Annotated in this window: 9 protein-coding genes; 2 read left to right on the forward strand and 7 right to left on the reverse strand. The window is 69.9% G+C overall.

Annotated elements, in window-relative coordinates; translation table 11 throughout:
• Window positions 1-12 precede the first annotated feature (12 nt).
• Window positions 13-498, forward strand: coding sequence for a MarR family winged helix-turn-helix transcriptional regulator (locus tag ABEA43_RS46755; RefSeq protein WP_345572542.1), 486 nt, complete (start codon window positions 13-15; stop codon window positions 496-498).
• 202 nt (window positions 499-700) lie between these two features.
• Here the strand turns inward: ABEA43_RS46755 and ABEA43_RS46760 are convergent, their stop codons facing one another.
• From ABEA43_RS46760 to ABEA43_RS46770, 3 genes are all read right to left on the reverse strand, one after another.
• The gene (locus tag ABEA43_RS46760) at window positions 701-1,624 is read right to left on the reverse strand and encodes an LLM class flavin-dependent oxidoreductase (protein ID WP_345572543.1); all 924 of its coding nucleotides are present in this window, start codon (window positions 1,622-1,624) and stop codon (window positions 701-703) included.
• Between the two features lie 176 nt (window positions 1,625-1,800).
• Window positions 1,801-2,772, reverse strand: coding sequence for a DNA polymerase III subunit delta (holA, locus tag ABEA43_RS46765; RefSeq protein ID WP_345572544.1), 972 nt, complete (start codon window positions 2,770-2,772; stop codon window positions 1,801-1,803).
• Between the two features lie 778 nt (window positions 2,773-3,550).
• Entirely contained in the window at window positions 3,551-6,289 is a 2,739-nt protein-coding gene (locus tag ABEA43_RS46770; protein ID WP_345572545.1) for a ComEC/Rec2 family competence protein, read from the reverse strand.
• A gap of 107 nt (window positions 6,290-6,396) precedes the next feature.
• On the opposite strand from ABEA43_RS46770, the gene ABEA43_RS46775 reads away from it, so the two are divergent.
• Window positions 6,397-6,528, forward strand: a complete 132-nt coding sequence (locus ABEA43_RS46775; RefSeq protein WP_345572546.1) for a hypothetical protein — start codon at window positions 6,397-6,399, stop codon at window positions 6,526-6,528.
• A 629-nt stretch (window positions 6,529-7,157) separates the two neighbouring features.
• Here ABEA43_RS46775 and ABEA43_RS46780 read toward each other — a convergent pair.
• The 4 genes from ABEA43_RS46780 to hflX form a co-directional block, all read right to left on the reverse strand.
• Window positions 7,158-7,634, reverse strand: a complete 477-nt coding sequence (locus tag ABEA43_RS46780) for a ComEA family DNA-binding protein (protein WP_345572547.1) — start codon at window positions 7,632-7,634, stop codon at window positions 7,158-7,160.
• A 1,042-nt stretch (window positions 7,635-8,676) separates the two neighbouring features.
• Complete coding sequence (locus ABEA43_RS46785) at window positions 8,677-9,759, reverse strand: DegV family protein (protein WP_345572548.1); 1,083 nt, start codon at window positions 9,757-9,759, stop codon at window positions 8,677-8,679.
• A gap of 88 nt (window positions 9,760-9,847) precedes the next feature.
• On the reverse strand, window positions 9,848-11,056 hold the full coding sequence (gene hutI, locus ABEA43_RS46790; RefSeq protein ID WP_138697335.1) for an imidazolonepropionase: 1,209 nt from the start codon (window positions 11,054-11,056) through the stop codon (window positions 9,848-9,850).
• A 463-nt stretch (window positions 11,057-11,519) separates the two neighbouring features.
• On the reverse strand, window positions 11,520-12,932 hold the full coding sequence (hflX, locus tag ABEA43_RS46795) for a GTPase HflX (RefSeq protein WP_345572639.1): 1,413 nt from the start codon (window positions 12,930-12,932) through the stop codon (window positions 11,520-11,522).
• Between the last annotated feature and the right edge of the window lie 49 nt (window positions 12,933-12,981).

Genomic DNA, 12,981 nt, shown 5'->3' on the forward strand with positions numbered 1-12,981 from the left:
AGTATCCCTGGGATGGAGGACTCGGTCGATCGCCACCTGGCTCGATGGCGCGGCAAGGCGCCCTTCGACGAGCGGGTGGAGGCGATCGTGTCGCGCATGCAGTTCCTCGTGAAGCACCTGAGCCACACCAAGGAGGTGGCGCTGTCGGAGGTGGGGATGCAGGACTTCGAGTTCGAGACCCTGCACCGGCTGGTGGCGCGCGGCGGCGCGGCCACCCCGTCGGAGCTGGCCGCCGACCTGCTGCTGTCCCCGGCCGGGATGACCGGCCGGCTGGACACGCTCGAACGGGCGGAGCTCGTACGCCGGGTGCGCAGCACGGAGGACCGGCGGCGGGTGGACGTCGAGCTGACGCCCAAGGGGCACGACCTCTGGATGGAGGCGATGACGATCCGGGGCGAGGTGGAGACGAGCATGATCAGCGCGCTTCCCCCCGAAGACCAGGCGATCCTGGACGACCTGCTCAGACGCCTCCTGCTCAAGGCGGAAACCGACCGATAACCACCTCCACCCCCTCCACGCACCACCACCCGGAGGACACAACAGATCACGCACCACCACCCGGAAGACGCAGCAGATCACGCACCACCGCCAAGGGAACGGGGGAGATCACACACCACCGCGCGGGAACCGCGGCAGATCACGCACCTCCGCCAGGGGAACGCGGCAGATCACGCGCCACTCACCCGAAGGACATAGCAGATCACGCACCACCATCTGCGGAACGCAGCAGGTCACGCACCTCCGCCAGGAGATCGACCTGCGTCCGCCAGTCACCACCAGAAATCCCGATGACCGCATGCCGCGCCCCCGCCTCGCGGTAGGCGTCCAGCCGCTCGGCGGCCTCCTTCGGCCGGCCAGTGAGAGGGATCTCCATGACCTCCGCCAGCGGACGGCCGTACGCGCCGCTGATCCCGGTGGCGATCTCCGCCCGGGACGGGAGGCCCGGTCCCGTTCCCAGCGCGGCGGCACCCCCGATGGCGATGACGGGAGCCGACCGGCCGTGTGCCGCGGCCAGGCCCGCCAGCCGCGCCCTGCCCTCGGCCAGCTCGCGAGGCGAGATCAGTGAGGGGAACCAGCCGTCGCCCAGCCGCGCGGCCCGCCGGATCGCCGCCGCGGACGCGTTGCCCACCCACACCGGGGGCATGGCCACCGCCGGCGCCAACGTCACCGCCGGCTGCCCGGCCTCATCCGGCAGCCGGGTCTCCTCGCCCGCGAGCAGCCGGGGCAGCAGTTCCAGAGCCGTGTCGGTACGGCTGCCGCGCCGGTCGTACGGCACCCCGGCCGCCGCCCACTGCCCGGGCCCGCCACCCGAGCCGACGCCCAGCACGAGGCGGTCGCCGGACACGTACTGGAGGGACGCGATCTGCTTGGCCGCCCAGACCAGAGGCCGGATCGCCGGAACGAAGACGCTGACGCCGATCCTGACCCGGGCAGTGACCGCGGCGGCAGTGGCCAGGGCGATCGGCGCATCCACTATCGGCCCGCCGACGGCCAGGTGATCACCGTGCCACACACCGTCCAACCCGGCATCCTCCACATGCCGCGCGGCCGCACGCAGGTCGATCCCGTCTCTGCGCTGTACGGCGATCCCGGGCAGAATCACCCCGATCTCGAAGTTTTCCACGCCCGCCACTATGCAACCTCAACAGCACTTGAGATCAACCACCACCAACACCTCGGGCTGTTGACGGGCCGGCACCAGCTCAAGCGGTTTCTCCCACACTCCGGCGGTATACAGTCACGCATCCCCCGCCTCGGCCCCGGCCTCGGGCGACGGCTCACCCCACCGGCCGCTACCGACTACCGCCCCGTACGACTGCCGACGATGACCTGCACCGTATGCTCCAGCGCGTAAGCGGGGTCGGCGCCGCCACCCTTGACCTGCTCATCCGCACTGGCCACGGCCTGGATCGCCCGCGAGAGCCCATTCGGCCCCCACCCGTTCAGCTGCCGCTTCACCCGATCGACCTTCCACGGCGGCATGCCGACGTGGCTGGCCAGCTGCCCGCCCCGCAGGTTACGCGGCGCGCTGCCGACCTTGGCCAGTGACCGCAACCCACCGGCCAGAGCGCTCACCAGCAGCACGGGAGCGACCCCGGTGCCGAGCGCCCACCTCAACTGCTCCAGCGCATCCGCCAGCCGTCCCTCGATCGCGGAGTCCGCCACGTTGAACCCGGTGACCTCGGCCCGCCCCTTGTGGTAGCGCGCCACGGCAGCCGCGCCGATCGTCTTGTCCTCGGTGTCGAACGCCAGCTGGCTGCACGCCGCCGCCAACTCCCGCAGATCGTTACCCACCGCATCGAGCAACGCCTGGGCCGCGTCCCCGGCGATACCTCGCCCGGCCCGTTTGAACTCGGTCCTGATGAAGTCCAGCCGCTCCCCGGCCTTGGTGACCTTGTTGACCGTCACCACCTGGGCCCCGGCCTTCTTCACCCCATCGACCAGCGCCTTCCCCTTCACCCCGCCAGGGTGGGACAGCACGAGCACGGTGTCATCGGACGGCCGCTTGGCATAGGCCACGATCTCGGCGATGACATCCTTCGGCAGGTCCTGCGCCGCCCGGATCACCACCACGGACCGATCGCCGAACAGGGACGGTGAGGTCAGCTGCGTCAACTCACCGACCGCAACCTTGCCCCCCACAAGATCATGCACCTCGGCCCCAGCCGCACCGGCCCGGGCCGCCGCGACAATGCCGCTCACCGCCCGCTCGGCCAGCAACTCCTCATCGCCGACGACCAAGGTCACAAGTGCTGGATCGGTTCCCGCCATGTCAGGCAGCATGCCATGCGCCACCGACAACCCGGTACTCGACGACGCATCATCCCCAGTGATCTCCGATCACCGACCGGCCGCCATATTCGATTCCCGGTCAACACCTCACCGAATCGGCCACCACCCGCTCACGCCTACCGTCACCCAGCCGAACACCCCACCGCCCCAATCGCCATCCCACGGCCGGCCTCTGGACATCACCCATCACCCGTCACCCATCACCCATCACCCATCACCCATCACCCATCACCCATCACCCATCGGACCAACAAACGCCCCTCCGGCTGAACCTTTACTCCAGTCAGCGCCGTCCGGCACCCCCACGCTGTCGGTCGTAGTTGGAGCTCTCGGTGTTCGCGTGTTGTTGTCATTACTCGTGTCGGCATTCAGCCGAGTTGACGGATTTCTGCCGCTTCCCAATCCGTCCGCGCCGTCGCCGATAGCCGCATCCGCTCACGGTGATTCCAAGGTGGGACAGAACACGATGCCAGGGCCTGAACTGCGATCATTCGTCGAGCAGCAGGATTTTCAGAAACTCGTCCGGTGCGTCCCGCATCACGTTGTGAACGAAAGTCGCCATAGTGCCGCTCCTAAGATGCCTAGAGCACATGACTCTATTCGAGAGTCTCTATTCGAGGCAAATGGCGTCGACGTGCTGACGCCGTCCATCCTGATCCGCGTGCTGCGCCGCCCTCTGGCCTTCTACGACCAACCCGCCGTACGCGGGCGCGAGGTCGGGTGCCAGGCCGGCCAAGGTGTTGCGGGCCGCTGGGGGCTACCGTCCAAGGGGCACCACTGCCAACCTCCCTTCCCGCTCGACGACGGCGAGGTCTCCTGACTGATCCGTTCTGTAGACGGTGGCTCCGAGCCGGTGCAGGAGGGCGAGTGTGGACGTGGCCGGATGGCCGTAGCCGTTGTCGGCGCCCACGCTGATCAGCGCCGCACGTGCGCCGAGGGACGCCAGGAACGCCGGCGACTGCCTGTTGGACCCGTGATGCGGGGTCTTGAGGATGTCGGCTCGTACGGCCAGCCGGTGCAGCAGCGCGTCCTGCGCCTCGGTTTCCAGGTCGCCGCCGAGCAGCGCGGAGCCGGACCTCCAGCGTACGTGGAGCACCACGCTGGAGTTGTTGATCGCGCTTCCTTCGCCCTGACCGTTCATGTCGGCCTGGGCGGGATCGGGGGCGAGCACGGCCACCTCTGAAGGGCCGAAGCGCCAGCGAGTCCCGGGCGAGGCCGTCCCTTCGGGGATCCGGTGGCGGGCCAGCGTGGCGGAGGTCCGGGCGCCGGAGCGCGGCCCCGCCCGCTGGGGACTGACGATCACGGCCCCGACGCGCCGGTTCCTGAGGATGCCGGGGAGACCGTCCACATGATCGGCATGAGGGTGAGTGAGGATGAGCAGGGGTACGTCGTCGACGCCCACCCTGCGAAGGCAGCGATCCATGACGACCGGATCGGGCCCGGTGTCGACGATCACACCCCGGCCTGGTCCGGCCGCGATGATGAGGCCGTCGCCCTGGCCCACATCGCACATCACCATCAACCAGCCCTTGGGCGGCCAAGGCGCGGCGATGGGCCGGACCACCAGCACCGCCACCAGAGCGGCACCGGCCGCCGTCAGCGCTATCGCCCGCCAGGCACGGCGCCGCAGGATCGGGATCGCGACGGCCAGGGTGAGCGCCAGCAGGCCTACCCCGGCGAGCCCGCTCGGCCACGGCACGATGGCGAACGGCAGGTTCACCGCCCAACCGGCGACCATGATGATCCATCCGACCGCGTAACCGGCGGGGATCACCAGAAGCCGCGCCACATCAGGCGAGATGGGCGCGATCAGAGCTGCTGAGAAGCCGAGCAGGGTCGCGGGCGCCACTGCCGGGGCCACGAGCAGGTTCGCGATCAACGCGACCGGCGTCACCTGGCCTGACATGAGCACGAGGATCGGCGTCACGGCAAACTGGGCCGCCGCCGGCACCGCCACCGCCTCGGCCATCCAGCGCGGCAGCCGGTAGGGCCTCGACGACCGGCTCGCAGCGTTGGCGGCCCCGGTTCGGGATTCACGTGTCCGGCTCTGAGTTCTCGAGTCCGATGAGGCTCGGCTGTCAGTGTCTCTTCGGTCTACGAGGGATGACAGCCTACGAGGTCCCTTTCGAGCCGGGGGTTGTGGGCGTTCCGTAGCGCGGAGGGCGTGCGGATGCATCTCGTCGTCCGCAGGGCCCCTTTCTCCCCGAGGCTCATCCGGCTGGGCGGTTGGCTGCGAGCGGGAGGTGGATTGTGAGCGGGAAGCGGGCTGTGAGTGGGCGGCGGACTGTGAGTGGGCGGGCGGCGCTGTTCCGTTGGCTGGCTGAAGGTGAGTGGTCGGGGTGGGGCCGATGGCGGGAGGACTGGCCCGGGGCTGGTCGTGAGCTGGGTGCTCGGTACGTCCCACGGAATGCCCGGCGCGTTCCGTGGGGTGCCCGGTACGTTCCGCTGACTGCCCGATACGTCCCCCTAGGTGTCCGATGCCTCCCACTGACTGCCTAGCGCCTCCCACCGAGTGCCCAGTGCCTTCCGCAGAGTGCCTAGTGCCTTCCGCTGGATGCCCGGTGTCTTCCGTTGGGCGGCCAGCGCGTTCCGCTGGGTGTTCAGTGCGTTCTTGGGTGTCCGTCTTTGGCGCGTCGAGTTCATCGTTCGAGGTCGAGAGCTTGTCGCGCCAGCGAGGGGCGAGGAGGAGGATGCCTGCGGTGGCCGCGACCGAGAGGGCGAAGCCGTACGAACGGGCCAGCTCCGGGGCGAACAGCACCAGCAGCAGGACCGTTGCCGACAGGGCGGCCAAGCCGTCCCTGGCCCGGCCGGTGCCGAGGGCGATGGCGGCGGCCAGGCCCATGAGCAGGGCGCGAAGGACGCTCGGCGACGGGCGGGCCACCACGGCGAACGCGAGCATAGCGAGCGCGGCGAAGATCGCCCTTGCGGAGAGGGAGAGACCGACCAGACGGGAGAGGGCCAGCGCCGCACCCGCCACGATCGCCAGATTGGCGCCGCTTACTGCGTTGAGGTGGCTCAGCCCGGATTCCTTGAGGTCCGAGGACACCTGAGGATCCATACGAGAGACGTCACCGACGACCAGGCCGGGGAGGAGCCCTCGCTGGTCGGGCGGTAGCGCCTCGGCGGCGGTCCTCAGGCCTGATCTGAGGGTGCCGGCCACCGTCTGGAGGCCGGATGGTGGCGTCAGGACTTGCGGTGGGCCTCGTACCAGGAGGATGGCCGCTACCAGGTCGCCCGGGTTGGGTTCGGCCAAGCGACCTGTGACGTGAAGGTGCTGGCTCGGGAGGAGGGTGCCCCAGGTCTGCCCGGTGGCGAATACGGTGATAGGAACGTCGACCGCTTGTCGGCTTCGGGCGGATTGGACGATCTTCAGGGTGGCCGGGATCACGTAGCTGTCCTGGGGGAAAGGGCCCCGTTTGCCTGGTCTGCGTTTGGGGTCGTCTGTCAGGGCGATCTGGGCTGTGATGGATGCGCCCTGGGCGGCCAGCTCGGCCACTGGGCCTGTGGTTAGGGCGTGGACTCGGAAGGCGACGGATGCCGATGCCGCTGCGGCGCAGATGAGTGTGGCCAGGGTGATGTTGCGCCACGCTGACGATCTGCCCGGTGCGGCTGTTGATCTGCCCTGAGCAGGTGACGAGCTGTCTGGTGCTGGTGCTGGTGCTGGTGCTGGTGCGGGTGCGGGTGCGGGTGCGGGTGCGGGTGCGGGTGCGGGTGCGGGTGCGGGTGCGGATGTGAGTGACGAACTGACCGGCACGGCTGACGAACTGACCGTTGCACTCGGGCTCCGTCCCGATGCCCCGGGTCCTGCGCTTGAGCTCCGTGCTGACGAGCTGAGCGACGGGTTCTCTTCCCTCGATGAGGGTCCCACCAGTGAGCTCGCGCTCCCTGGCGACGAGCTGACCTGCGGATCATCATCCCATGACGATGGCCACGCTGGTGCGCTTGGACTTCGTACCGAGGGCCTGGCTGGAGAGCTTCCGTCCGATGATGGGTTGGGCGGCGAGCTGTGGCTTGGGGCGAGTGGGCGGAGAAGTGGTGGGAGGTGCAGCGGGGCTTGGCGGGGTGGCGGGGTCTTGGCCTGTGGGGCGTGTTTGGCATTGGGGCGGGAAGTCCATGCCACTGCTGAGGCCGCGAGTGCTGCGCACAGGGCGGCGATCATGCCGGTCGAAGCTGAGCAGCCGAGGAGCGTCAGGGTGCTGGCCCAGGCGGCTGTCGCTGGGAGGGCGAGGGGCCAGGCGTGTTCGCGGTCGTCGGTGTTCAGGACGCTGGGGTCTGGCCGGGTTTCCGGCTTGCTCGTACGGCCTGGGTTGCGGGTCTTGTCTGATTGCGGTGGTTCGGTGTCCTGGGTGCGCGGGATGGCCATGTCAGACGCGGACCTTTGACTTGATCTCGTCGAACTTTCTGGGGCCGATGCCGCTCACCTCGCGAAGCTGGTCGACTGCGGTGAAGCCGCCGTGGCTGTCGCGGAACTCGGCGATGCGCGCTGCCAGGACCTCCCCCACGCCTGGGAGTTGTTCCAGTTGGTCGGTTGTGGCGGAGTTGAGGTCGAGCACGGCTGTAGCTGGGTCTGGCGGCACGGGAGAGCCTGGGGCTGGTGGGCCGGCCGGGGCACCTACGACTATCTGTTCGCCGTCGATCAGGCGTCTGGCGAGGTTGAGAGCGCCGGTGGAGGCGCCGCGGGGCACGCCGCCGGCTGCTGTCACCGCGTCTGTGACCCGGGAGCCTGTCGGGAGCAGGTAGACGCCTGGTTTGCGGATCTTGCCGGTGACGTGGACGGTGACCCTGGTGGCGGTGGCGGCGGTCGTAGTGGTGTTGCTGGTGAGGGCGGGGGACGGTGCCATGGGGGAGATCGGGACGGGCGGTGGCAGGGGCTCTGGCGAGGGCTGGGATCGCCAGGCGAAGAATCCTGCGACGACTATGGCGAGCGCGCCCACGGCGAGCAGCACGCGGAGGCCGGGTTTGCCGGGGTCAAGGACGGATTTCTGGGCTGCGAGCGCTGTGCGGAAGCCTTGGAAGGTGGCGGGTATGGGGAGGGGTCCGGCTCTTTGCTGGGTTTGCGGGAAAGGGGTGTCGGGCTCTTGGAGGCTTGGTGGGGCGGCAGCGTCCCGGCCGCCGGGCCAGTGGGTGGTGGTGTGGGTTGTTGCTGCGCGTTCGTGGTTGGTGTCGGCCCAGGGGTGGGCTGAGGGCTCCTCCTCGTACGGGTCCCCCGGAGGGATACTTCCCCTGTCGCCGACGGGCTCGTGCTCGGCTTCTGTGTGCCGGGCGAAGGGCCGGCGGGAGCGGCGGGCAGGGGCGGTGATCGACCGTAGCCGGGACTCGGCTATGGCGCGCTCTGCCGTCGGATCGGGGGTTCGCACGCTGGCGAACGTAGACCTGCAGCGTTGATTGGGAAGGAGCCGAGCGGCGTTCTGGGGATGGGGACGGCGGCCGGCGAGGAGGCTGTGGATAACTGGGGCCCGAACTGGGCGGCGGCGATTCCGGGAGGCTGGTCCAAGGGGCGCGCCGGGGCGACCGGTTCAGGGGGTGTGCTGAGGTGACCGGTCCCAGGAGGGGTGCTGAGGTGACCGGTCCCAGGGGCGAGCCGGGTGGGTTGGGGAGGGTGGCGGGAGGTCAGGAGCGCCGCCAGGGGTCGGGGAAGGTGGCTAGGGGCCCGGGATGGTGGCTGAAGGCCCGAAGGGGTGGCTTGGGGCCGGGAAGTGGCTTGGGGCCGGGAGGTGATGGCTACAGGCCCGGGGGTGGCTTGCGGCGGGGCGGCCAGGGGCTGGGAGGTGGTGGCTAAAGGCCGTGGGTGGCTTGGGGCCGAGGGCAGCCAGGGGCCGGGAGGGGGCGGCTGGAGGCCCGGGGGTGGTCAGGGGCCAAGAGGTGGCTGGAGGTCAGGGATGGCTAGAGGTCGCATGAGGCGACGGTCAGACCGAGCATGCCGGGGCCCACGTGGACGCCGATCACCGCTCCCATCTCCACCACCCGCAACTCCACCAGCCCCGCGATCCGTTTCGGGAGCCGTTCCGCCAGTGCCTCGGCTCGTTCCCTGGCTCTCAGGTGCTGCACCGCCACCTCCACAGGCCCCTCCCCCGCCGCCTCCACCGCCAGGTCCTCCAAGCGTGCGATGGCACGTGACGAGGTGCGGACCTTCTCCAGGAGCGAGATCTCGCCGTCCGTGATGTGGAGCAGCGGCTTGATCATGAGGGCTGAGCCGAACAGGGATGCCGCTGTGCCGATGCGGCCGCTGCGTCGCAGGTGTTCGAGGGTGTCGACGTAGAAGAACGTCCGGGTGGTCGAGATGCAGCTGCGAGCGGCCGAGGCGACCGCCTCCAGTGAGGCTCCCCGTGCGGCGGCGCGCGCGGCGGCCAGGACGGGGTAGCCGAGGCCCATCGCGATCGAGCGGCTGTCGATCACCTCCACCGGTACGGGTGCGTCGCGGGCTGCCGCCTGCGCGGACTCGATGGTGCCCGACAGCTTTCCTGACACGTGGATCGAGACGATCGCGGTGGCGCCGGCGGCGGCCAGGGAGGCGTAGCAGGCGGCGAAGCGGGCCGGTGCGGGGCGGGAAGTGGTGGCTGAGGCCAGGGTGCCGATGAAGGTGCTCCCGTCGGCAGGCGAACGGCCCTCGGAGGAAGGCGAAGGTCCGTTGTGCGGCCGTGTCTCCCGGTCGGAGGCGCTCGTGCGGCTCGGCCATGCGCCGCCGTCAGAAGCGCTCTCGTGGGCCGGCCGCGCACCCCCGTCAAGAGCGTGGGCCGGCCGCGCACCCCCGTCAAGAGCGTGGCCCGGTCGCGAGCCACCGTCAGGAGCGCTTGCCTGCGGCGACCCGTGGTCGCCCGGCGGCACCGCGGTGCCGTGGGAGGTGCCCGCCTCGGAAGGGCGAGTCCCGTCCCGCGGAGCGCCGCCGGCCGGAAGGCCCCGGGGCCGTTCACCGCCGAGTCTGAAGGTGCCCTCGTCGTACGACAGCCCGCCGGAAATCACCTGCACAGGTACGACCGTGACACCCGGCACAGCAGGCAGATAAGCGGTTGAATCCGTGACCACGGCGACCAAGTGCGGCATAACCCGAATCTAACTACTGAACGGGCGTCCCACCCCGCCACACCCGCCGTGGCTTGAGACCGAAGGACCAGGCGAAGGCGCCCTCGTGGTCGGCGTCCCACTGGACGATGTCCGCGAGCCGCCCAGGCGCCAGGACGCCGCGGTCAGGGGCGCCCAGGACGGTGGCGCCGCCGAGGGTGGCCGCGCGCAGCGCGTCGTTGACGCTCATGCCGAAGGCCGACACCGCCATGGCGATCACCAGGGACATCGAGGTGATGCCGCAGTAGCCGGGGTTGTGGTCGCTGCCGAGCGCGATCTGCACGCCGTGCTTGATCATCTGGCGGACCGGCGGGAGCTGGCCGCGCTGGAGGGCCGTGGCGGGGCAGACGACGGCGGGCACGCCGTAGCGGGACATGATGGCGATGTCCTCGTCGGACATGTGGTGCAGGCCGTCGGCGGAGGCGCAGCCGAGCTCGGCGGCCAGCTGGACGGCGCCGCGGCGGCTGTACTGGCCGGCGTGGATGCGCGGCAGCAGCCCGACGTTGCGGCCCGAGGCGAGGACCCAGCGGGACTCCTCGGTGGTGAAGTGGCCCTCGTCGCAGTAGACGTCGACGCTGTCGGCGCCGGCGGCGGCCGCGTCGGCGCACCACGCGCCCACGGCCTCGACGTATTCGCGCTGGCGGCCGAAGTATTCGGGCGGCACCACGTGCGCGGCCAGGAACGTGACGTGCACCCGCGGCATCATCGGCTCCTTCTCCAGCTCGCGCAGGAGCCGCACGTCGGCGAGCTCGCCGTCGCGGGTGAGGTGGTAGCCGGTCTTGGCCTCGACGGTGGTGGTGCCGCTGAGCAGCCAGCCGCGCAGCCGCTCGCGCACGCCGTTGCAGAGCGTCCACGGGTCGGTGCCGCGCGTCACGGTGACGGTCGAGCCCACGCCGCCGCCCGCCGCGGTGATCGAGGCGGCGCTGGAGCCGCCGGTGCGGATGGCCAGCTCGGCGTAGCGGTTGCCGGCGTAGACCGGGTGCGTGTGGGCGTCGATGAGGCCGGGCGTGACGAGAGCGCCGCCCAGGTTTTCGACGTGGTCGACGTCGACGATGTCGTCGACGACTCCGGGCACGCTCTGCGGGAGGTCGGGCGCTCGCCCGACCCACGCGATGCGGTCGTTGTGCACGAGGATGGCGGCATTGCTCAGGACCTCGTTGCCGGTCCAGAGGCGGCCGATGTTGGTAAGCAGTCGAACGGTCACCGCATCACCGCCCCGCACGAGCCCCCGTCAGAGGCCCGGCATGAGTGCAGCACCCAGCGCACGGCTTTCGCCGCGCCCACTGAGTCCGCTCCGGGTCCGGACGACATGGGGGGTCTCCTGCTCTCATCCGCATCCACTTGTGCGGTGACCGTATCGCCGGGGTCATGATCCGGCGATTTCAGTTCAGTTACGTTATTTCACAGCTGGGCTCGGTGTACAGGGTTATTCGGAAGAAAGCCCACTCATCCCAACCGTCACCCAGCCCTACCTCGTCCCCATGGCCCCCGCTGACGACATCGCTACCAAGAGTCATCATCCGAAACCCAGAACCCAAACCAAAAAACCAGACCAACGTTAGGTCTGGCCATCCTAGCAATCCCAGGGTTCGGGGACCACTGCCGCTTTTGGGCAGCTCTGCGCAGATTTGTGGCGAGAGCTGCCCGGCGAAGCGAGAAAGGACCGGTCAGGCGACGCGCTCGACCGGCTTGCCCACCCGCTCCAGCTCCTGGAACAGGCTGGGCAGCACGCGGGCGTGCAGGATCGTGCCGTCCCCGACGTGGTTCACGGAGAGCACCTCGCCCTCCTTGTGGGCCCGCGAGATCAGGTCGCCCCTGTCGTACGGCACCAGCAGATGGACCTCGTGGTCGAGCCTCGGCAGCTCACGCTCGATGAGCGCCAGCAGCTCGGTGATGCCCTTGCCGGTGCGCGCCGAGACCACGATGCTCTCGCGCTCGCGCCTGGCGATCCGGTCGATCACTTCCTGGTCGGCCGCGTCAGCCTTGTTGATCACGACGATCTCGCGTACGTCGGAGGCGCCCTCGATGTCGGCGAACACCTCGCGTACGGCCGAGAGCTGCCCCTCGGGGTCGGGGTGCGAGCCGTCGACCACGTGCAGGATCAGGTCGGCGTCGGCGACCTCCTCCAGCGTGGAGCGGAACGCCTCGACGAGCTGGTGGGGCAGGTGGCGGACGAAGCCGACGGTGTCGGCGATCGTGAACAGCCTGCCTTCGGGCGTGCGCGCCCTGCGCACGGTCGGGTCCAGGGTCGCGAACAGCGCGTCCTCCACCAGCACGCCCGCACCGGTGATGCGGTTGAGCAGCGAGGACTTGCCCGCGTTGGTGTAGCCGGCGATGGCCACGGCCGGGACCTCGCGACTCTGGCGCCGGTGGCGCATGGTGTCGCGTGAGGTGGACATGCCGCCGATCTGGCGGCGCAGCTTGGACATCCGCTCGCGGATGCGGCGGCGGTCCAGCTCGATCTTGGTCTCACCGGGGCCACGGCCGCCGATGCCGACGCCGCCCGCGGCGCGACCGCCGACCTGCCTGGACAGGTTGCCACCCCAGCCGCGCAGGCGCGGCAGCAGGTAGGAGAGCTGGGCCAGCTCGACCTGGGCCTTGCCCTCACGGCTCTTGGCGTGCTGGGCGAAGATGTCGAGGATCAGCGCGGTGCGGTCGATCACCTTGACCTTGACCGTCTCTTCGAGCTGGCGGAGCTGACCGGGGGTCAGCTCGCCGTCGCAGATCACGGTGTCGGCGCCGCTGGACTCGACCACGTCGCGCAGCTCCAGGGCCTTGCCCGAGCCGATGTAAGTGGCCGGGTCGGGCTTCTGGCGCCGCTGGATGAGCCCGTCGAGCACCTCGGACCCGGCCGTCTCGGCCAGGAGCTTGAGCTCGAGCAGGGAGTTTTCTGCGTCCGCGACGGTGCCGGAGGTCCAGACGCCGACGAGAACGACCCGCTCGAGCCGCAGCTGCCGGTATTCGACCTCGGAGACATCCTGGAGTTCGGTGGAGAGGCCCGCCACGCGACGCAGCGCCTGGCGCTCCTCAAGGTCCATGTCGCCGGTCTCGAACTCGTCGAGCGCGGTGTATTCGTGCATTCGTGTCATCTCTATTAGGGAACGTCTGGACACCTCGGTGTCTTCCCAC

Origin of the sequence: Nonomuraea rosea (assembly GCF_039539705.1) — a bacterium.
Taxonomy (GTDB): Bacteria; Actinomycetota; Actinomycetes; order Streptosporangiales; family Streptosporangiaceae; genus Nonomuraea; species Nonomuraea rosea.